General features: G+C 72.0%; 21 protein-coding genes. 2 read left to right on the top strand and 19 right to left on the bottom strand.

The window, feature by feature from the left end:
• Nucleotides 1-42: 42 nt before the first annotated feature.
• Nucleotides 43-987, bottom strand: a complete 945-nt coding sequence (locus KVT45_RS49760) for a MerR family transcriptional regulator (protein ID WP_217560651.1) — start codon at nucleotides 985-987, stop codon at nucleotides 43-45.
• Nucleotides 988-1202: 215 nt separating this feature from the next.
• Here KVT45_RS49760 and KVT45_RS49755 point away from each other — a divergent pair, with 215 nt between their 5' ends.
• A complete protein-coding gene (locus KVT45_RS49755) occupies nucleotides 1203-1736 on the top strand; it encodes a CbrC family protein (protein ID WP_217560643.1) in 534 nt (177 codons plus the stop codon).
• 153 nt (nucleotides 1737-1889) lie between these two features.
• Entirely contained in the window at nucleotides 1890-2711 is an 822-nt protein-coding gene (locus KVT45_RS49750; RefSeq protein WP_217560635.1) for a MerR family transcriptional regulator, read from the top strand.
• Nucleotides 2712-2811: 100 nt separating this feature from the next.
• On the opposite strand, the gene KVT45_RS49745 is transcribed toward KVT45_RS49750, so the two are convergent.
• The 18 genes from KVT45_RS49745 to KVT45_RS49660 form a co-directional block, all read right to left on the bottom strand.
• The gene (locus KVT45_RS49745) at nucleotides 2812-3495 is read right to left on the bottom strand and encodes a BTAD domain-containing putative transcriptional regulator (protein ID WP_308311118.1); all 684 of its coding nucleotides are present in this window, start codon (nucleotides 3493-3495) and stop codon (nucleotides 2812-2814) included.
• Nucleotides 3496-3769: 274 nt separating this feature from the next.
• Nucleotides 3770-5542: a hypothetical protein gene (locus tag KVT45_RS49740; RefSeq protein WP_217560619.1), complete on the bottom strand. Its 1773-nt coding sequence runs from the start codon at nucleotides 5540-5542 to the stop codon at nucleotides 3770-3772.
• A 29-nt stretch (nucleotides 5543-5571) separates the two neighbouring features.
• Nucleotides 5572-7110 carry a hypothetical protein gene (locus KVT45_RS49735; protein ID WP_217560602.1) on the bottom strand — a complete coding sequence of 513 codons (1539 nt, stop codon included), beginning with the start codon at nucleotides 7108-7110 and terminating at the stop codon, nucleotides 5572-5574.
• Between the two features lie 10 nt (nucleotides 7111-7120).
• Complete coding sequence (locus tag KVT45_RS49730; RefSeq protein ID WP_217560592.1) at nucleotides 7121-7759, bottom strand: hypothetical protein; 639 nt, start codon at nucleotides 7757-7759, stop codon at nucleotides 7121-7123.
• A gap of 16 nt (nucleotides 7760-7775) precedes the next feature.
• Nucleotides 7776-8417: a hypothetical protein gene (locus KVT45_RS49725; RefSeq protein WP_217560584.1), complete on the bottom strand. Its 642-nt coding sequence runs from the start codon at nucleotides 8415-8417 to the stop codon at nucleotides 7776-7778.
• A gap of 9 nt (nucleotides 8418-8426) precedes the next feature.
• Nucleotides 8427-9035 (bottom strand): hypothetical protein, encoded by a 609-nt coding sequence (locus KVT45_RS49720; protein ID WP_217560575.1) that lies wholly within the window; start codon nucleotides 9033-9035, stop codon nucleotides 8427-8429.
• Nucleotides 9028-12252 (bottom strand): LamG domain-containing protein, encoded by a 3225-nt coding sequence (locus tag KVT45_RS49715; protein WP_217560566.1) that lies wholly within the window; start codon nucleotides 12250-12252, stop codon nucleotides 9028-9030. Before KVT45_RS49715 ends, KVT45_RS49720 begins: the two co-directional genes overlap by 8 nt.
• A complete protein-coding gene (locus tag KVT45_RS49710) occupies nucleotides 12249-13556 on the bottom strand; it encodes a baseplate J/gp47 family protein (RefSeq protein ID WP_217560551.1) in 1308 nt (435 codons plus the stop codon). The genes KVT45_RS49715 and KVT45_RS49710 overlap by 4 nt, the downstream gene beginning before the upstream one ends.
• A 5-nt stretch (nucleotides 13557-13561) precedes the next feature.
• Nucleotides 13562-14011 carry a hypothetical protein gene (locus tag KVT45_RS49705; RefSeq protein WP_217560543.1) on the bottom strand — a complete coding sequence of 150 codons (450 nt, stop codon included), beginning with the start codon at nucleotides 14009-14011 and terminating at the stop codon, nucleotides 13562-13564.
• Nucleotides 14008-14322: a hypothetical protein gene (locus tag KVT45_RS49700; RefSeq protein WP_217560541.1), complete on the bottom strand. Its 315-nt coding sequence runs from the start codon at nucleotides 14320-14322 to the stop codon at nucleotides 14008-14010. The genes KVT45_RS49705 and KVT45_RS49700 overlap by 4 nt, the downstream gene beginning before the upstream one ends.
• On the bottom strand, nucleotides 14322-15968 hold the full coding sequence (locus tag KVT45_RS49695) for a hypothetical protein (protein WP_217560539.1): 1647 nt from the start codon (nucleotides 15966-15968) through the stop codon (nucleotides 14322-14324). The genes KVT45_RS49700 and KVT45_RS49695 overlap by 1 nt, the downstream gene beginning before the upstream one ends.
• Nucleotides 15969-16002: 34 nt before the next feature.
• The gene (locus KVT45_RS49690) at nucleotides 16003-16371 is read right to left on the bottom strand and encodes a hypothetical protein (RefSeq protein ID WP_217560530.1); all 369 of its coding nucleotides are present in this window, start codon (nucleotides 16369-16371) and stop codon (nucleotides 16003-16005) included.
• 51 nt (nucleotides 16372-16422) lie between these two features.
• The gene (locus KVT45_RS49685; RefSeq protein WP_217560512.1) at nucleotides 16423-16932 is read right to left on the bottom strand and encodes a hypothetical protein; all 510 of its coding nucleotides are present in this window, start codon (nucleotides 16930-16932) and stop codon (nucleotides 16423-16425) included.
• A gap of 22 nt (nucleotides 16933-16954) precedes the next feature.
• Nucleotides 16955-17293, bottom strand: a complete 339-nt coding sequence (locus KVT45_RS49680; RefSeq protein ID WP_217560498.1) for a hypothetical protein — start codon at nucleotides 17291-17293, stop codon at nucleotides 16955-16957.
• A gap of 3 nt (nucleotides 17294-17296) precedes the next feature.
• Nucleotides 17297-17689: a hypothetical protein gene (locus tag KVT45_RS49675; protein WP_217560490.1), complete on the bottom strand. Its 393-nt coding sequence runs from the start codon at nucleotides 17687-17689 to the stop codon at nucleotides 17297-17299.
• Between the two features lie 14 nt (nucleotides 17690-17703).
• Nucleotides 17704-18804, bottom strand: a complete 1101-nt coding sequence (locus KVT45_RS49670; protein ID WP_217560470.1) for a hypothetical protein — start codon at nucleotides 18802-18804, stop codon at nucleotides 17704-17706.
• 37 nt (nucleotides 18805-18841) lie between these two features.
• A complete protein-coding gene (locus KVT45_RS49665; RefSeq protein ID WP_217560464.1) occupies nucleotides 18842-19033 on the bottom strand; it encodes a hypothetical protein in 192 nt (63 codons plus the stop codon).
• Nucleotides 19034-19043: 10 nt separating this feature from the next.
• The coding region (locus KVT45_RS49660; protein WP_217560457.1) for a hypothetical protein at nucleotides 19044-19281 on the bottom strand (238 nt) is incomplete at its 5' end.

Here is a 19281-nt window from a genome sequence, read left to right as displayed (position 1 = left end):
AGGTGCGTACAGCGACCCGCGCTCCGCTTTGCGACCGCCGCGTCAGTGCCGTGTCCGGATGCGCAGAGCCTGGACGGACCAGTCGAGCACCGGAGCCAGACTCTCCGGGGCCGGCCAGCCGTTGACCACTGCGAGGAGTTGGACGTACCGCTCCCTGCGGGGGTCGTTCACGCTCTCCAGCCGAGTCACCAGCCGGCGGCGAAGCTCGACGTCGTCGGGGTCGGCGTGGTCGAGGAGGTGCGCGTAGTACGCCGTGAACGCCGCGACGACCGGATCGGCCTGGGGCGAGGCCGGGTCGATTCCGGCGGTCAGGGCCGGGCCGGCCTGGTCTCGGACAGCCGCGGCGATGTCGCGGCGCGGGCCTGCCGTGTCGCTGTGGGACTGCTCGGCCGCCTGGTCCTCGAGCATCCGCCGCACAGCGGCACGGAAAGCCGGGTCCAGGGACATTTCGGCCAGCTCCACCCACGCCCGGACCTGCTCCGCTTCCGGGTTGTCGGGCAACTCGGGGGTCATCGAGCGCATGACTCCCGCGAATGCGGGGGCGGCGTCGAGACCACCGAAGACGGCGTCGAGGAAGTCGCCGATCAGACGCCGGCGTTCGTCGGCGGAGAGCTGGGCCAGCCGGTGCATGAATTCCGTCTCCTCAGGTGTCGACCCGCGCTCGGCCACCGCTGCCAGCACCGCGCACCGCAGGCGCAGGACGCGGATCTGCACGGCCAGCGCTTCGGCGTGCACCGCGGCGGCCTCGGCGAGCGACAGCTCGCGGTCCACGACCTTGCGGATCGTGGGAAGGTCCAGTCCCAGCTCACGCAGGGTCCGCACGAGGTCCAGGCGCGCGACGGCATCGATGGTGTACAGGCGGTAGCCGGCCGGGCTGCGGTCCGTCGGCGTCACGATTCCGCGATCGGAGTAGAACCGAATGGTCTTGACCGTGAGACCGGTCCGTCGAGCGAGCTCGCCGATCGAGTAGAGCGTGTCACCGTCCATGCCCCCACCCTTACGTCTCCCCCTACGGGAGACTCAACGGTCCAACTCGAGCGACGACGAACACAGCTGAGTGAAACGGAATCTGAGACGGGTTTCCATCGGCTGTGCCCGGGAGGAGTCCGCCGTCGCCGCTTGATCACCGGTCTTCTCGTGGAGAGACTGCTCACCATGGAATCAGCAGGTGTGGCCACCAACGCGCAGATCGGGAACCGGCGATGAGCGCCGACCTGCCCTTCTTCCGCTATCACCCGGCACCCCTGGCAAGTGGGTCCATCCGAGCGGCCACTGATACGTGCGCCTGCTGCAAGCGCAGCACGGGCTGGATCTACACGGCCACCTTCTACACCGCTCACGAGGTCGACGGGCCTTTCTGCCCATGGTGTATCGCGGACGGGAGCGCGGCCGAACACTTCGCGGGCGAATTCACCGACTCCTATGGGCTTGCCGGTGTCAGCGAGGAAGTCCTGCACGAGGTCACCCGCCGCACCCCTGGCTTTCACGCCTGGCAGGATCCGCACTGGCTCGTCCACTGCCAGGACGCGGCCGCCTTCGTGGGCGAAGTCGGGTACACCGAGCTGGCAGCGCATCCCGAGGCCCTCGAACAACTGCGGGCCGACCTGCGCATCGGCGGCTGGCACGAGGAAAGCCGACTGGAGCACTTCCTGACACACCTGGGCGAGGGGGCGACCGCCATGCTGTTCCGCTGCACCGTCTGCGGCACCCATCTCGCCTACGCCGACGCATCATAGGAGCCGATCGCGCCGGCCTGCCCGAGGAGTCCTTCACATTTGACGGAGACTCCCGGCGGCTGCGCCGATGGTGCCCCGCGTTCTCGGTGTTCCTCCGCCGCCGAGTAGCTTCTTGACCCTCACACCGTGTCAGGCGGTCAGCTCGGAGACATCATGTTCACCATCGGAGACTTCGCCCGGCACGGCCGCGTCTCGGTCCGGATGCTGCGTCACTACGACGCGACCGGCCTGCTGCGCCCGGCCCATGTCGACCCTGCCAGCGGCTACCGCTACTACGCCGCGGCTCAGCTCGCCCGCCTCAACCGGATCATCGCGCTCAAGGACCTCGGATTCACCCTTCAGCAGGTCCTGGACATCGTGGACGAGAAGGTCGGCGCCGAGGAACTGCGCGGCATGCTGCGGCTGCGGCGGGCAGAACTGGAGACCGCCATGGCTGCCGCAGGAGCACGGCTGGTCCAGGTCGAAGCGAGGCTCCGAGCGATCGAGAGCGAGGGCCACATGCCCACGAACGACGTTGTCATCAAGAGCGTCCCCACTGTCCGCGTGGCGGAGCTGACCGCGACCGCCGCGAGTTACGGGCCCGAGGACATCGGCCCGGTCATCGGGCCGCTCTACGACGAACTGTTCCGGCGCCTGGGATCGGCGGGGGTCACCCCCACGGGCCCCGGTGTCGCCTACTACGAGGACGCCCCGGAGGGCGGCGGCAGGATCAGCGTCCACGCCGCCGTGCAGGTCTCCGCCCCTCTCCAGGACGGCGCCTTCCGCGTCCTCGACCTGCCGCCCCTGGACCAGGCCGCGACCATCGTGCACCGCGGTTCGATGGACACCGTGCTTCCCACCGCCCAGACCCTGGCCCACTGGACCGACGCCAACGGCTACCGGTCGAACGGTTACCCCCGCGAGGTCAGTCTGGAGTGCCCCGAGAACCGCGACGACTGGGTCACGGAACTGCAGGCACCGGTGACCCGGGCCTGATCCGTCGGGCCCGAGCCCGACCGCGCTGTGGAGAGCTTCTTGTAGCAGGTCAGGGAGACGGTGGCCGAACAGGAACGGCAGGCGCCCCGTGACCGGGACGTCACCGCCGTATCAAGCCCCCCTCCGGGCGCCGCCCCTTGACCTGGTACGGGAACATGCCGGCCAGGCGCGCCGAGGGTTCGAGTCCGAGTTCCGCGCCGAGCAGCCGCCGGAACGCCTCGTAGTGCCGGATCGCCTCCACGATGTTGTTCTCGGCCAGGTGGACGGCCACCACCGCGCAGTGGGCGCTCTCACGCAGGGGCTCGATCGCGACGCATCTGAGGGCCGCCTCCAGCGCGAGCGCGTAGCAGCCGCGCACGGTGAGCCGGACGCTGAGCGATTCGAGTGCGTGCAGGCGGAGTTGGCGCAGCCGCTCCCGCTCCGGGTGGATCCACTCCTCGTCCCATCCGGGCAGCAGTTCGCCGCTCTCGAGGAGGACGAGCGGGGGCGGCGCCTCACCCGGAGCCGGCAGGGAACCGGTCAACCGCAGCGCCGCGCGGGTGAAGTCGTCGACGTCTACGGACACCCAGTCCGCCAGGCACAGGCTGTCGCCGTCGCTGCGGACCACCGGCTGCCGCATCCGGCGCAGCCGCCAGAGCACCGTACGCAGACTGCCGTGCGCGTGCTCCTCGGTGACGTCGGGCCACAGCGTCCCGGCGACGACCGAACGGGGCGCACGCTTGTGCAGTCCGAGATAGGCCAGCAGCCGTTGTGCGCTCGCCGGAACAGCGACGCTCCCGTTCACTCCCTCCAGTCGGAAGGTGCCGAACAGGCGCAGTCCGACAAGGTCTTGTTCCCGTACCGTCTTACGGTCTCTTCGCGGCTCCGCCGTCAATTCGTTCCGGGCCATCAGTCGTCGCCGTTCCCCCGTGTCGCGGCCGCACGTCGAGCGGCCAGTGCCGTGTGCCATGCCGTCCGCATGTGCCTGAGGCAGCCAGCGTGACCAGGCCGAGGGCGTCTGTCATGCGCCTTTCCGCTCAGCGGACCACGTGGGCCCGGGTGCGTCGGAGAACAGGTCGTCACTGCCGGGTGTCAGGAGTGAAGTCCACGCCCTGGTCGTTGAGCCGGTGGCGGATCACGAAGTCCTCGACGTCGCCGGTCGGCCAGATCGAGCCGTGCCGGCGCAGCGCCTCGAGGTACTGCTCGTTCTGGGGGGCGTCCGTGACGATGAGGTTGGCGGGGTCGTCGTACCGCCAGGGGTCGTCGGAGAGCCGGGTGCGGTGCTCGACACCGAGCGCCTCGAACCGGGTGCCCGTGGCGGTCCGCGTGCTGACCCGCAGCGCGGAGCCCCCCTGGGCGGCGTCGCCGGCGGCCTGGAGCCGCCGCTCGATGCGCAGGAGGTCCGGGTCGGCGCGCAGACGGCGCCAGATCGCCTTCCGTACGTTGTCGAAGTCGGCCCTGGCCAGGTCCCTCGCCTCCCGGAGAACGGCGGTGGCGGCGGACCGCTGGGCCGGCGTCATCGGCCCGTTGCCGACCTGTCGCCTCAACTGGTCGAACTGCTGCCGCAGTTGGGCCAGCCTGGTGCGGGTGGCAGTGGTGCGCCGGCCCCTGAGCACGTCGAGGACCACCGCAGCCATCCTGCTGTTGGCTACGCGCTCGTACTCCGCGAGGAGGTCCGGCCGGGACACCGCCGGAGTGCGGGTCTGCGGCGAGATCACGGTGGCGGCCCGCATGTCGGGGCGGGCGGTGGCGGGGGTGGGCGCGGCAGGGGCGACGGCCGGCGCCTGTGGCGCGGGCGCGGTCGGTGCCTGCGAGGCGGGTCGGGCCGACGGTTCCTGGGCAGCCGGCGACGGCATCGTGGCCGGCGGACGCCCGGAGAGCGGGCGGGCCGGCTCGGTCACGGCGGGGGAACCGGTGGCCATCCTGGTCGCGGACTCGGCTTCCGACAGGCCGATCATCGCGCGGGCCACCGCGTTCCGGGCCGTCCTGGCGATCCACCCGCCGCCCGGGGGACGCGGCGAGGCGGGAGGCTGTTCCGTGGCCGCGGGCACACGCGGCGAGGCGGGAGGCTGTTCCGTGGCCGCGGGCACACGCGGCGAGGCGGGCGGCCGACCGGCGCCGGCCCCGGTCTCCGCGGACCGGACCGAGGCACCCCCGACGACGGCGAGGAGCAGCGGCTGCACCCATGTCTGGTTGAAGGCGAGGCCGCGCGCGATGCTCGCCGCGGCCCGGTTCGCCTGCTCGAAGGTGACCGGAGTCCCCTTCTTCTCCTGGACTTCGAGCCAGACGAGGAGTTCCGTCGCCGCGGAGGCCATCCACTGGCAGAAGTCCAGCTCGTCGGCGGCCGCCCGGTATGCGGGGCCGTGCGCGCCGCGGTCGCCGAGACGGAACTTCCGCTCATGCGAGGTGAACGCGACGACGTCGATGCGCCAGACACTCCTGCGGACCTCCCGCTCGTGTCGGAGAGCCTCGTTGTGGCGCACCGTCCAGTACCTCATCCAGATGTCGAACAGCTCCCGAGCGGTGAGTCGGTTGTGCGGGTCCGCCGGGTCGCGCCCGTCGCCGGGTACCGCTGCCGCCGCACGCTGCGGCTGGCCGGCGACGGGTATGCCGACCTTGTTCCCGGCGTCCCCGTAACTCGGTACGGCGTAGGCGTCGCCGCCGGCCCCGGCGACCCGTTCGCGGGGCTGCGGCCTCGGGCCCGCGGCCGGCCGTGCCGTCTCGCCGGGGGCCGCGGCGCGCACGGCACGGCCGACCGCGGCGAGGACGACGGCGCCCAGGACCTGCCGGTCCCGGGCCGGCAGGCCGTCCGGCACCCCGACGTCGGTGGGCAGGTGATAGCTGCGTCGCATGACCGTGAACCTCCGGGGAGTGACGGGCCCTAGTCGATCTCGACCTCGGTCGGGTTGCCCACGAGGTACTGCGCGGCGATGTCGACCGGCATGACGTTGAAGTGGATGTGCAGCACGTAGAGGCCAGGACCGTGGTGGAAGCTGCCCGGGTCGTTCTTGGGGCCGCCACCGCCGGAGAAGAGGATCCGTCTGCGGCCGACCGCGGAGTTGACCCGGCCTGCGACGACCGCGTCGTTGTAGTACGCGTTCCACGCGATCCGCTCGTGGCGCGCGGCGCGGTCGACCGCGACCAGGAAGCCGACGAGCTTGTCACGCTCGTAGAACCCGTCCTCCGTGATCTCGAGGAAACCGCTCAGGTCCATGTCGAACGAGTACTCGCCGACGGTCTCCCGATCCCCGAGCAACGGGTTGCTGCTCGCATGACGCGGATAGTTGTCCGCCTTCACCTGCCGGCCGGTTTCCTTCCTGACGGCCTCGATGAACCTGACGACGGTCGGGGACGAGCCGGGCACGTCCTTGCCCTGCGCCAGGACATCGGGCCGGTCGGCCGCCGGTACCGTGCCTTCGAGGTACTCGGGGAGGCCGTAGACCCGGACCTGGGGCTGCGGGTCGTGCCCGAGGAACGCCGCCTCGTTGGCGGCGATCACCACGAACTCACGCGCCGCCCGCTCGGCCACCTGCCGCCATCTGCCCCCGTAGTCGCGGCGCAGGGCCTCCACCCGGGCGATCACACCCGCCAGCCTGGCCGCGTACCTCTCCTCCTCGGCGCGGTGCAGTGCGAGGATCTCGTCGACCACGTCCGGGTCCTGCTCGGAGCGGAGCCGTAGCGACTCGGCGGCCCTCTTGTCGGCCGCCGCGGCGGCCTGCGCCCGCAGCCGGCGGTACTCGCCCGCGAGTTTCTCCTCCGCGGCCGCGAGTCGCGCGGCGAGCTTTCCCCGTTGCCCGCCGCCCCGGCGGTAGAGGATGTAGTCCACCGACGAGACGAAGCGCCCCTTCCAGTACTCGATCATGTTGTCCCTGGTGTGGGTGACCTTCCGGCCGGAGGCCCGCTCACGTTCCTCGGTCTCACCTGCGAGCACGGCGATCCGTTCCTCGACACCGGACAGCGGCCACAGGTCGGCCGCCGGGTCGAAGAAGGGCACGAGGGCGTCGTCCTGCTGCGAGCGGTCGCCCGGTACGACCGGCTCCGGCCGGGGTGGGGCCGGCGGGTGTGCGAGCGCGGACTCCCGCTCCGCCTCGCGCAGCGCCCCGGCGAACGGGTCGTCCGGTGGCTTCTCGCTCTCGCCCACCGGCACGCCGTGCGCCCGCGCCGCCGAGCGCTGCTCCTCGTGTGCCAGCCCGGCGGCGTCGAGGTGCGCGACCGCCGGATACCCGACCGGACCGGGCGTCGCGGCGGCACCGGCCGCCCCGGTGGCCCGTTCCGGGTGGCGCTCGGCCAGCATGCGCTCGGCCTCGGCGAGGCGTGCCGCGACCGCGCGGGTCAGGGCGCGGCCGGCCGCCTCCAGTTGTTCGTCGGTCGGCACCCCGACGATCCGCAGGGTGATCGGGACGTGGCAGTCGATCCGCATGGCGTCGGACTCAGCCCGCGGTGTAGGCGAGTTGGACGGTCGCCAGGCTCGTGGCGCTGGAGTCCTGGACGAAGCCCGACGACAGCGCGATGTAGTAGTGGAACACGTTGGGGTCGACGGCGGCGAACTCGGCGTTGACGGGCACCGTGATGTCGTAGGGATTGGTGAAGGCGGACGTGTCGTTCCTGATCTCGGCGAGCCTGTCGGGGACCGCGTTCGCGTCGGACAGGGGAATCCTGAGCAGGAGGATGTTGAGGTCGGTCGGGCCGCCGGCGAACAGGCCGATGGCCCGGAACGAGACCAGCCGGATGTCCGCCGGCAGGCCGAGGCCCATCAGCGCACTGCCGCCGCCGCTGCCGGCGTCGGGGTGCGCCGCCCCGGTCTCGTCGTAGGTCCAGCCGCCGGTGCCGAGCGACGGCGGGGAGACGAGGTCGAGGCCGGGCGTGAGCAGCTGCTGGCCGGTCGGGACGCCGACGGGCCGGGCGATCGCGGTGCTGATCTCGGAGACCACGGAGGCTGCCCGGAGCAGGTCGGCCTGGATCGCGTCGAACCGCACGTTGAAGCCGTTCGGGCCGTCCGCCTGGATGAGGTCGACGTTGTCGATCCAGTTGCTGGGCGCGAACGTGGGTGTGTAGCTGAGGTCGGTCATCGGTGTCCCTTCCCGCTCAGGACGGCGGTGCGAAGGTGAGATGGACGGCCTCGATCGACAGACCGCCGAAGGTGATGGTGGTGAAGTTCGCGGTGAAGACGTAGCGGAAGACGCTGGTGTCGATCAGGGCGCGCGACGCGGTGACCGGTATCTGCAGGTCGAAAGCCCCCTTGCCCGGGATGTCGCCGTCGCCGGTCAGCGACTCGGGGGCCGGTGGCGGCACGACCAGCCGAAGTGGCGTGCGCAGCAACGAGACGCCGCCGCCACCGGCCCCGAAGGAGTTCCTTCCGATGGTGCCTACCACCCGCACCGATGTCAGCCGAAGCCCGTCGGGCAGGTTCAGGTTGGCCACCCCGAGCGTCTCACCGCCGCCCGTGCTGACGAGGCCGTTCGCGTCATAGGTCCACTCGCCCGTCGAGGACGAGGTCGTGTGCAGGACCGGCGTGAAGCTGAGCCGCTGCTGCTGCGGCGGCGGAGGGGCGTTCGACGCGTCGATCGCGCCGCCGATACGGGTCACCACCGTGGAGAACTGGCGCAGGTCGCTCGCTATCGCGTTGAACTTGCCGTTGAACCCGTTCGGCCCGCCCGCCGCCACCCGGTCCCTGCGGTCCGTCCAGGGGACGTCGCGGAACGTGGGGATGTAGCTGATGTCGGCCACGATGACTCCTCAGCTGCTGGTGTAGACGATCTGGAAACCGGCGATCGTCACCGGTTGGGGGGCGAACACGACGGAGGCCCGGATGAGGTACCGGTACGTCGCGGTCGCGGTCGTGGCCACGGATGCGTCGATCACCGTGGTCTTGTCGTACGGGTTCGTGTCACCGGAGATCTGGGCCACCGTCTCCGGGGTGCCGCCGGGGATGGAGAGACGGGACAGGGAGATGACCGGCGGCGCCGCCGCCCCGCTGGGGTTCTGGCCCATGGCGCGGAACGAGACCAGCCGGACGTTGTCGGGGAGCGCCACCTCCATCATTCCGTCGACGCCATGGTCGTTGGCCTGGGCCGCACCGCTGGCGGTGGTGGTCCAGTTGGAGCGCGCGGGGAAGTTCAGCAGTCTCGGCGGCAGGACGAGCACGTGCTCGACCGGCCCCGTGCCGCGTGCGGCGATGGCCGCCCTGATCTGGTCGACGACGGTGGACATCTGGCGCAGGTCGCCCTCGATGGCGCCGAACCGGGCGTTGAAGCCGTTCGGTTCGTCCGCCCTGACCCGGTCGCCGTCGGGACCGTCCACGAACTCCCTGTGGCTGAACGTGGGACTGAAGCTGATGTCAGCCATCGGCGGGCCTCCTGACTTGGCGCGGCAGGGTGCTGCGTGCGCGGAACTTCGGGTAGGTGTAGTCGGGATTGGCCTGGGCGAAGTCGCCCTGGACCTCGATCACGTGCGCGCGGACCGCCGCCGTGTTGACCTCGACGCCGACCGGATGCAGCACATTGAGGACGTTCATGATCAGGTCGTGCTGCTCCTTGGTGATCACCGTTGCCGGGGTGTCGAGTTCAGGCCGCAGGCGCACCTGGAACGTGTACGGGACGGGCTCGCCGCCGATCAGATAGCTCGCCTGCACCCAGGCCATTCCGGCGGCGTCGGCCCGCAGCGTGACGGTCTGCCGGGTGCTGGACCCGACGGTGATCGCGGCGGTGTCGTACGTCCCCGAGGCCCAGCTCAACCGCGGTCCCTCGGCGGGTGCTTGGCCGGTGAGCCCGGCGGTGGCGAGGGTTTCGGCGGTCGGGGTCGCGGTGAGGTCCATGGTGGTGCCCTCGTCCAGCTCGATGACCGCGCCCCCCTCGACGCCGGAGGGCCCGCGGACCTCGACGAGCTGCCCGGGCGTCTGGCGCACCTCCAGGTCGTCGCCGTGCCGCGTGAGATGGGCGAAGCCGACCGCGAACGCCACCTTGGCCAGTGCCCCGGCGTCCAGGGAACCGTGCCGCAGGACGAGCCTGCGCCCCTCCTTGACGGCCAGGTCGGGAGGGTCGCTGGTGGCGGCGTACCCGGCGGTGACGGCGAGCCGTCCGGTGACGGACCGGCGGGCCAGCTCGGCGGGCAGGGCGTCGAGCAGTTCGGCGACGGCCGGCTGCATGAGGTGGGCGTCGTGGCCGCCGTAGTCGACCCGGGGGTCGTCGTGGAACACCAGGAACGCCGCGTCGAAGTACGTCCCCGGGCGGTCGACGCCGGACGCGGGCAGACCGGGCGTGCCGTCGGCGGTGACCGTGGCGCCGTCGTCGAGGCCGGGCAGACCCACCCGCAGCGCGCGGGTCGCCGACACCGGGACGGAGTGCCGGCTTCGCGTCACGTCGGCCTTGACGATCAGCTGTCCGGGCGCGGAGGGCAGCAGCGAGGCGGTCCGGTGCCGTGATCCGGGGCCGCTCTCAGGCGTCAGCGTGCCGCGTCCGGCACCACCGGGCACGACGAGCCAGCGCAGGAAGGCGTCCGCCGGGGGCGCGGGCCGCAGCGACAGCGTCACGGCGGTGCCCGGGGTCAGGTCGGTGGGGTCGGGGGCGGGCGGGGTCAGGTCGTTCGGGCCGGCGGCGGCCTGGGCGGTGACGGTCGGGTCGGGGTCGGCCAGGGCCAGGTCGACCCTGAAGTAGTCCTCCAGCGCCGCGGCCGCGTAGACCTGCCCGGGGCCGCCCGCCCCGCGGTGGCTGACGTAGTCGAAACCCGCCCGGTGGGCGAGCGCCGCGAGGCGGCCCGGCGCCACCGAGCTGTGCCCGAGCAGGACCGCCCGGCCGGTCGCTCGCAGGTCGTCCGCCCCGGGGTCGTAGCCGGCGGCGACCAGCAGCCGGCCCGGCGGCACGGTCTCGGCGCCGGCCAGCGTGACCAGGGCGTCGAGCCGCTCGGCCACCCCGACCTGCACCAGGCGTGGGTCGGCCGGCCCGCTCCCGGCCGGTGCCGGGGTGAAGTCCACGTCGGCGCGGTCGTAGCGCAGCAGGTAGGCCGGGTCGAACGCGCTCTCCTGGCCCGCGGTGCCGACCACGCCCGCCTCGGGCGAACGCCGCCGTCCCGCCGCGTCGATGCTCTCCCCGGGGAGCAGGGCCCGCGGCCGGACGTGCACGAGACGGGTGCCGCGGACCAGCGGGCCGTTCCTGTCGTCGACCACCAGCGCGTCCGAGTCCTCGTCGTCGCCGATCGGGCCTGCCAGCCGGTTGAGGAGCGTGGTGAGGCTGGCCGGGGTCGGCAGCGTCCAGCGGCGGAACAGTTCGAGCCGCTTGCGGTAGTGGTCGTCGTCCTCGCCGAGGGCCGGCGCGAAGTCGGCCCTCGCCACGGAGCTGATCCGCACCTCGTCGACGATCCCGCGGAAGGAGCCGCCGGCCGCGCCGATGCGCAGCGGGGCCGTGCTGGCGACCACGCCGAGCGGGTAGAGGAACCGCCAGTCGCGCAGCTGCCCGTCGAGGTAGAGCGAGACCCGGCCGGTGATCCTGTCGACCACCGCGGCGACATGGGTGAACGCGTCGGTCGGCAGTGTGGTGTCCGCGAACAGGCGGACCGTGGTGTCCCCGTCGCTGATCGTGAACGACAGGCTGCGCGCGATGCCCCGCCCGAACGAGCCGACCGCGAGCATCCAGCCGGGCCCTTCGCCGCCCACGGGGTCGGGGTGCCGGCTCAGCACCGGCCCGTCCGGGGCGTGCGGGGGCTCCTGGTCGGGGCGGACGAAACACTCGATCGTGGCACCGTCGTGCTCGCCGATGTCGAACGCGGTGCTGGTCGTGACGGAGACGGCGGCCTCGGCGGCCCGGAAGGCCATCGCCTGGCCGTACCGGCCCGGGACGCCGAGCTGCACCGGTCCTTCGAGCGTGCCCGGGTGCCCGGTCCGGCCCGGGTAGGCGGCGGTCACCTCCGCCGCCGATGCGGACCCGGCCGCGTCGTCGAGGTGGTACAGCGCCACGGTGCCGGCGTCGAACCCGTGCGGCAACGGCGGGAAGCGCGGCACGCCGAGGTCGGCGCCGATGAGGTCGAGGCTGAGCCCCACAGCGGACGGCAGGGGCCGCTGGGCGAGGGTGAACGTCGCGTGCCTGCGCAGCTGCTCGCGCTCGGCGCCGGTGACCCACAGCAGCTTGGCCAGGTTGCCGAGCAGCACCGTGAGCGTCCACCAGTTCTGCGGGTCGTTGCCTGGCGGCGTGGGCGCCATCGTCAGCATGAAGACCCGGGCGGTCGCCGTGACCGGCTGTTCGAGCAGGAACGACGTACCGGCCACCGTGCCCGCCGGTACGTCGACGTACAGCAGCTGCTCCTCCCCGCCCGTGTCCGGCTCCTCGTAGCTCACCGTCACCTTCGTGCCGACGGGGATGTCCTGGGCGGCGGTGAGCACGTACCGCGGCTCGGGCAGCGCGCCGAAGCGGGCGACGTGGTCGGCGAAGTCGTAGGCGGCGACCGTCACCTGGCTGCTGCCGTACAGGGAGAGGGCCAGCTCCGTCGTCCCCGCGCCGCGCTCGAACGGGACGGTCAGCCTGCGGCCCATCCGGGTCGCGACGGTCGCGGACGCGGCCACCTCGGCGGTCATCCGGTCACCACCGTCACGTCGAAGGCGTCGCCGCCCGCCGCGAACCTGGCCAGTTCCGTCGGGCCCATGGCCAGGTTCTCGCCCACCGCGGCCTCCGCGAGCACCTCCTGGAACGGCACGTCGCCGAACGTGATCCGGCCGAACGCCGCGGGGGAGCGGCGCAGATGCAGTCCCTGCACGTCGAGCACGCCCGGCTGCTCCACGAACGCGCGGACCACCTGCGAGTACAGGACGTCGCCGCCCAGACGCAGACCGGCGATGTCGGCGGCGAGCCGTTGGCGTACCGAGGAGAGCAGCGCCACGCCGTCGGAGCCGGGCGCGATCACCAGCGTGGCCCGCACACCGACCTCGATGTGGTCGGCCTCGACGATGTTCGCGTGGATGCCGATCGGCCGTACCGCGTCGACGGCCGCGCCGACCCGTTCGAAGATGCCGGGCACCGGGCCCGTCGTCTGCCACGGCCAGCGGAAGTCGTGTGCCACCACGACGCTGAAGAAGTACGGCTCGCCGGCCCGGCGCTCGCTGCTGAACGCCCGCTGGTCGAAGTTGAACAGGTCGAAGTAGCTCTGCGACACGTCCACGCCGCCGAGCGGGTCGGACAGCACCACGTCGATGACACCGCTGACCCCGAGGGCCGCCTGGGCGACCGACTCGACCGTCCACAGGTTGCGGGCGAAGCCGAGCAGGCGGCCGCGGTAGGACTCGTCCGCCTCCATGCCGGTGCCGCCCTTGAGCGGCGCGCGGTTGGCCACCTCTAAGCGCGCGGTTCCCAGGTCGGCCAGGTAGACCGAGGCGTACGTCGGGTCGATGCCGCCGATCGCGCCGATGCCGACGTCGCCGGCGGGCCCCGGCTCGAACGCCACCACGCCGACGTCGGCGGTCGGCACCCGGCTGTCGAGCATGACGGGCGCCACCGTGCCGAACGCCCGGGCGGGCCGGTCCGCGGTCACCAGGATGGCGCCCTCGGGCAGCACATAAGTCCGCCCCTCCGCCGGATTCACGACGGAGACGCTGACCGTGCCGCTGCTGAACAACCGCGCGCGTTCCAGGCCGATGTCCTCGCCGAGCAGGTCAAGGGCGTCCCCGACGGCAGTGGAGACGAAGTTCTGGTAGTACAGGTCCTCCAGGCGCTTCCACACCTCGCCGTCCTCGGCGGCGGCCGTCTCCAGGATCTTGCGCAACGCGCTGGTACTGGTCAGGTCCGCGCCGGGAAAGACCTGCCTGGCCCGGTCGAAGGACTCGGCGAGAATCGCATCGACGGGCTTGAGCACGAACCCGCCGGGAGTCACCCCGAAATCGGTCACGATCGTCACACCTCCACGTTCACGCGCAGCGTCACAGGGACGTCGGCCACCGTCTCCAGGTCGGCCTCGACGGCCCACACCCGGCGCGCCCGGGCAAGCCGCGCCCGCGCCACCGCGTTAGGACCGGCGGCGAGCCGGTCGGGATCGTCGTCGAAGGTCACCTGCCTGACCTCGCTGACCCGCGGGTCCGTGCCCAGCGTGCCGACCAGGTTCAGCTTCAGTACTTCCTTGACCATGCGGGCACCGTTGGGCACGGTGAACGCCTGCGTGACGTCCAGCCCGTAGCCGGTGTTGAACCGGTCGGAGCCCGACGGCGTCAGGACCCGCAGGGTCAGCGCCTGGGTGAGGTTGGCGATCCCCGCCACCGCGGCCAGGTCCCCGCCGTCGAACACCAGGTCCCCGTCGTCCACGAGCAGGCCGTTCCCGAACAGGTCGGCGGATATCGGCTTTGTCATGCTGTCTCCAGTTTCGTCTGGCCTGCCGACACGACCCGCCACGGCGAGGCCGTCAGCGTCGGCCCCTGCGCGGTCTCCAGCACCACCTGCTGGCCGTCGACCCACAACGTCGTGGACAGGCCGGTGTCGACGGAGGCGACCGCGCCGCACGGCGGCTTGTTCTGACAGGCCGGCATGGTCGCCGTGAGCAGGTCGGCCTGGACGAGCACGGGTTGGCCGTCCACGGCGAGCAGCTGCTGGCTCGGCGTGATCACCAGGGGCGCGCCGTGCGGGCACACCAGGCTCGACGCGGCAGTGAGGACGGCGGGCATCACGACACCGCCACTTTCGAGCCGTCGAGTTTCAGGCTGACCTCGCCGTTGGTCAGCGTGATCGGCTTGTCGCTCGTGCTGATGGTGACGGCGCCGCCGGCGTCCACGGTGATCGTCGTGCCGCTGTGATGCTCGATCGTGATCGTGTCGTCGTCGGGCGGGTCGGGCCGCGTGCCCACCTCGGGCAGCGCGCCCGCGCCGACCAGGAGGTGCAGGCCGGCCGCCTGGATCACCCGGCGGCCGCCGGCGTCGGTGAGGTCGTTGGCGCCCGGGCCCGTGGGCAGGCCGTCGTCGCCGAGCGCGGTGGGCAGTGCCAGCCAGTAGTCCCCCGGCTCGTTGGCGGGGCGGCGCAGCACGGGGTTGTCCGGCCAGAGGAACCCGGCGAGCACGGCGTCGTTGACCGCGCCCCGGTTGTGGGCGAGCAGCGCGCGCATCCCCGGGTACACCGGCACGACCAGGCCGGTCCTGTCGAACGCGAACACCGACGCGATCGGCTTCTCGTGCAGGTCCACGGTCGGATCGACGGGGCTGGCGACGCTGGGTGCGAGCACTTGCGGGTCCGGTGCCTGGGCGTAGTGCAGCGAGGCCAGGTGCTTGCCGCCGGCGCCGTCGGCGTAGCCGGTGACCTCGCCCACGTCGATGGCCGGATGGTCGTCGAGGGCCCGGTGCGTCATGTCCCGCCAGCGGTCCACCACCACCTGCACGCCCGCGTTGACCTGGGCGCGCTCGCCCGCGCCCGCCGCGATCAGGCCGACTTCCGTGGTGTACCCGCCGCTCGTCGTGAAGCTGTGCACCACCCGCGAGAGTCGCAGCGGCCCGGCGGGCACGCGGGCCAGCCCGGTGATCCTCCCGACCTGCCCGACCCGCAGGCGCGGGTGACCGAGAACGGTGAGGTTGAGCGCGGCGCGCACCGGCGGCGCCGGGCTGCCCGCGGTGTCCTCGCCGTTGACGGTGTCGAGCGACACGATGTTGGTGTCGGGGGCGAAGGCCACCGGTGCGGTGTCGCCCGCCGCGCCGACCGCCGCGCCGAGGTAGACCGTGCCGTCGCGGACGACCAGCGGCGCGTCGCCCCGGTCGGCCAGCGCGCGCAGGGCGTCCAGCGTGGAGCCGCTGCGTACGGTGAAGCCGGCCAGGTCCCCCGGCAGCGTCGAGCCCGGAGCCACCGGCACCTTCGCCTTGCCGGCCAGCTCGCCCGCGAACACCGCCGCGCTCGTCACGCCGGCCCGGGCGGCCGCGGCCTGCGTGCTGCGCAGCAGATAGCCGGCCGTCTCCTGGCCGTACAGCACGGTACGCGCGTACCCGTCGGCCCCGACGCAGCCGGAGACCCTGGTCAGCCGCCCGGTCAGCAGGAGGCCGCCGTCGCCCGTCCTCGTCGTCGGCTCGTCGAAGTACCCGAGATGGATCGTGACGTCCACCGGTGTCGTGGCCCGGACCGCGCGAATGAGTTCGGTGAGGTCGAGCGGCAGGTTGATCAGGGTGATCTCGAACGTGTCGGTGGCGGCGCCCTCGGTCATCGTGACGGTGATCTCGGCGTCGAGTACGAACGCGCCGGCCAGCACGTCGTTGGACACGGTCACCGGCAGCCCGAGTCCGGGCGGCGCCCCGGCGGCCGAGATCTCGACCTTGTACCAGATGGCGAAGCTCATGCCGCACGCCCCCGCCGGGCGCTCGTCCGTGCGCTCATCGCAGGGCCACCCCGCCCGTGACCTGGGAGCCGAACGAGCCGGAGCCGTTGAGGTTGCGCGGGTCCAGCCGCATGGCGGGGAACGTCAACGCCAGCTCGGCCGCGTGGTACTCGACGCCGCGGACCAGCTTGCGGCGCAGGAGCGTGACCAGGCCGGCCGGCTCCTCGCGGTCCACCGACAACACCAGGAACGCCCCGTCGGCCGGCAGGTCGAGCAGGCCGTCCGGCACGCTGTCGAGGAGTTCCTCCCGCACGTTGGCGTACAGGCGGAACTGGTACGAGCGACCGGCCAGGGACAGCCGGAACGCCTGCGGAAACCCCTCGGCGGGGTCGATCGGCAGTGCGAGGAAATTCGGGGCCGCCATATCCTGCCTCCTTGTTCTTGGCGACGTGCGCGGAGACGTGCGCGGCGATGCTCACAGCGCGGCGCCCGGGACGCGGGCGATGGGATTGACAGCCGGTCCGGTGCGCACGCTCGCGCTGCCGACGGCCAGGCTCAGGTCGGCGACCTCGCCGTGCACCGCGGCCAGGCTGGGCCGCGGAACCTGCTGGAGCATGATCGACACGTCCAGGGCGTCCCGCTTGGTCACGCCCTGCGTGAATCGCAGGTCGGTCACCTGCATGTCCAGGCTGATGGTCAAGCCGGACACGACCGGGATGCCGATGGCGGACCCGCCCTCCGGCGCGGCGGCGACGAGCAGCCGCGCCGTGAGCGCCAGCGCCTCCAGGGCCTTCTTCTGCTCCAGGCGCTGCGGGCCGAGCAGTACGGCCTCGATCGCGATCGTCTTGTTGGTGGGCTGGGTGGCCTGGGAGAACCGGCTGCCCATGATGCGCTCGACCCGGTACCCCTCGTTGACGGTCATGCTCTGCACGTACAGCAACTGCACCGGGCCCACGAGCACAGGCAGGTTCACCGCGCCGGCCATCGCAATCCCCCTTCCGAGCGCGTCAGTTACGGGCCGCTAGTTCGCGGTCGAGCTGGTCGAAGACGTAACCGGCCACCCGCTGGACCTCGCCGTCCGGCAGCGTCCCGACCACCTCCACCCGGACGGGGAAGTGGTAGTTGACCACCGCGTCCTCGCTCGTCGGCGAGACGACGGCCGCACTGCCTGCCTGCGGGACGATGTACTCGCCCTCGTGGACCAGCGCGATCCCGGTCCGCTCGACCCGGCCGCCGGTCGCGAATCCCGGCACGGCGAAGGCGTCCCCGTCACCGCCCGTGCCGCCACCGCCCGCTTCGTCGATGTCGATGTCGATGTCGTCAACGTCGTCGATGTCGCCGTCCACGGCTCACGCCTCCACGCCGACGGACAGTGCGAGGCAGGTGAAGCTCGCCTGCGGGACGCCGTCGACGACGACGTTGCTGGGGCTCGCCGACGTGACGATGCAGCGGGCGAACTTGAGCGAACCGAAGGCCCAGTCCGTGCCCTTCTTCTCGGCGACGATCACCTGGAACTCGGCTCCGGTCGTGGCCAGTTGGGTCAGCTCGGCGACGGCTGTCGCGACCGCGGGCACGCCCATCGTGAACGTGAACGTGGCCGGCTGGCGGACGAATCCGACGTTGTCGGCCTCGATGCTGTGCAGCACCGTGTGCGGCACGTTGAAGGTGGGCGTGAAGGTGGTGATCGGTGTGATCGTGGCGTCCCCGAGCTTCACCTCGAGCCGCGTGTTCCAGTCGGCCATCAGGTACCCCTTTCCTAGTCGAACTTCAAGGTGATCGAGATCCGGTGAACGGCGCCGGCGTACTCGACCGCGGCCAGCACCTGGACGAGCCGCTGGACCTCGGCGGCGTGGATCGCGGCCGCCTCGGCGGCGCTGAGCGTGGCGGGGTCCTTGTCCAGCAGCGTGAGGACCGGGACGACCACCTCGAAGCTGTTGAGCACGTCCGCGTCGAGCAGCGGTGTGAGGATCGCCTCCATCTGGGCGACCAGCGCGCGCAGCCCCGACCTGCTGATCCGCACGTTCCCGATCGAGTGGATGAGCTGCGCCTTGAGCCTGAACGAGAGGTCGTCCACCATCCGGACGATGTCCATGTACCTCTTCCCGCCACCGGGATCGCCGGTGTAGCCCTCGCCCATGTAGACGCCGTTGCCGGGGATGAGCGCCGGGCTGGTCAGCCAGTTGACGCCCTTTCCCGCCGGTCCCGAGTCGTCCGTCTCGGTGCCGTTCAGCGTCTCGATCTCGGCCGGGGTGAACGGCGGGCTGACGATGTTCACCGGCTTGAGCAGCAGCGACACGGACGGTTCGTATCCGGCGATGGTGCCGGCGACGGCGGCCGCCGCGTCCTGTGTGCTCTTGTGTGCGATGTAGACCATGCGCTCGTTGGTCAGGATGTCGTCCGCCTTGGCGACGCCGCTCTCCAGCATCGCGACGCCCATCCGCTCCAGGCCGTCGGCCCCCGTGTTGGACACGGCCGTGACGTGGGCGGACAGCAGGTCGATCGGGCCGCCCGCGACCTTCGTGTCCTTGTTGAGCGGAGTGTTCGCCAGCATGACGAGTTGCACGTTCAGGCCCGCGACGACCTCCAGTGCGCCCGCCCAGTCGGGTGCGTCCGTGGCGACGGGGACGCCGTAGACCAGCGTCGGGCCGGGCGTCTGACGGAACGCGAGGTCGATCGAGTCGGCCAGTTGGCCGGGGAAGCTCTTGTGCGCGTCGTCCGGGCCGGTGAACAGCACGGGCACGGGCGGCTTGGTGACCGCGGTGGTCACCCGGCCGATGACAGCGATGTTGCCGAACGCGCGCACGGCCGGTGCGAAGAGATTGACGAGTGGCTTAACCCGGACATACCGAACGGCCATCAGGGTCCTCCTCCATGTCGGGCTCGGTCGAGCCGGATCAGTGGTACTTGCGAACGAGCCGGTCGCGCAGGCGCTGCCATGCCTCGGGCGAGAGCGGTCCGGGCGTGAGCGGTTCGGGGACCGGCTGGTCCCCGGCCGGGGCCCCGGGGGTGTTCGGGGTCCCGGCCGGGGCCTCCGGCGCCAGGTCGGGCTGGGCCGCACCCGACCGGGCGGGCTTGCGTGCTGTCATCGCGCGCTCCTCATGTCACGGGTACGAAAAGGCAGACGACACCCTCGGCGGCGTAGAGCCGCTCGACGTCGGCGGCGGCCACGCCGTCGGGCAGGCCGTCCGCTGGGACGACGACGGCCGTCGCGTACGCCTCGGTGACCTCGGTCGGGATGCCGGCGGGGGGTGGTCCGGTCAGCCGCCGCGCGGCCTCCCGCACCAGCCGGGTGGCGCGCAGCCCCGCCGTCAGGACGAAGGGATCGACGATCACG

This window comes from Streptomyces sp. GbtcB6, assembly GCF_019091475.1.
GTDB classification, from domain to species: domain Bacteria; phylum Actinomycetota; class Actinomycetes; order Streptomycetales; family Streptomycetaceae; genus Streptomyces; species Streptomyces hyaluromycini.
This window is presented reverse-complemented; position numbering and strand designations above follow the sequence as displayed.

What these genes read in the sequence shown, in the direction of transcription:
- KVT45_RS49760 (WP_217560651.1), bottom strand. Translation starts at nt 987, where the DNA reads ATGGACGGTGACACGCTCTACTCGATCGGCGAGCTCGCTCGACGGACC.
- KVT45_RS49755 (WP_217560643.1), top strand. Translation starts at nt 1,203, where the DNA reads ATGAGCGCCGACCTGCCCTTCTTCCGCTATCACCCGGCACCCCTGGCA.
- KVT45_RS49750 (WP_217560635.1), top strand. Translation starts at nt 1,890, where the DNA reads ATGTTCACCATCGGAGACTTCGCCCGGCACGGCCGCGTCTCGGTCCGG.
- KVT45_RS49740 (WP_217560619.1), bottom strand. Translation starts at nt 5,542, where the DNA reads ATGCGACGCAGCTATCACCTGCCCACCGACGTCGGGGTGCCGGACGGC.
- KVT45_RS49735 (WP_217560602.1), bottom strand. Translation starts at nt 7,110, where the DNA reads ATGCGGATCGACTGCCACGTCCCGATCACCCTGCGGATCGTCGGGGTG.
- KVT45_RS49730 (WP_217560592.1), bottom strand. Translation starts at nt 7,759, where the DNA reads ATGACCGACCTCAGCTACACACCCACGTTCGCGCCCAGCAACTGGATC.
- KVT45_RS49720 (WP_217560575.1), bottom strand. Translation starts at nt 9,035, where the DNA reads ATGGCTGACATCAGCTTCAGTCCCACGTTCAGCCACAGGGAGTTCGTG.
- KVT45_RS49715 (WP_217560566.1), bottom strand. Translation starts at nt 12,252, where the DNA reads ATGACCGCCGAGGTGGCCGCGTCCGCGACCGTCGCGACCCGGATGGGC.
- KVT45_RS49705 (WP_217560543.1), bottom strand. Translation starts at nt 14,011, where the DNA reads ATGACAAAGCCGATATCCGCCGACCTGTTCGGGAACGGCCTGCTCGTG.
- KVT45_RS49700 (WP_217560541.1), bottom strand. Translation starts at nt 14,322, where the DNA reads ATGCCCGCCGTCCTCACTGCCGCGTCGAGCCTGGTGTGCCCGCACGGC.
- KVT45_RS49695 (WP_217560539.1), bottom strand. Translation starts at nt 15,968, where the DNA reads ATGAGCTTCGCCATCTGGTACAAGGTCGAGATCTCGGCCGCCGGGGCG.
- KVT45_RS49690 (WP_217560530.1), bottom strand. Translation starts at nt 16,371, where the DNA reads ATGGCGGCCCCGAATTTCCTCGCACTGCCGATCGACCCCGCCGAGGGG.
- KVT45_RS49685 (WP_217560512.1), bottom strand. Translation starts at nt 16,932, where the DNA reads ATGGCCGGCGCGGTGAACCTGCCTGTGCTCGTGGGCCCGGTGCAGTTG.
- KVT45_RS49675 (WP_217560490.1), bottom strand. Translation starts at nt 17,689, where the DNA reads ATGGCCGACTGGAACACGCGGCTCGAGGTGAAGCTCGGGGACGCCACG.
- KVT45_RS49670 (WP_217560470.1), bottom strand. Translation starts at nt 18,804, where the DNA reads ATGGCCGTTCGGTATGTCCGGGTTAAGCCACTCGTCAATCTCTTCGCA.
- KVT45_RS49665 (WP_217560464.1), bottom strand. Translation starts at nt 19,033, where the DNA reads ATGACAGCACGCAAGCCCGCCCGGTCGGGTGCGGCCCAGCCCGACCTG.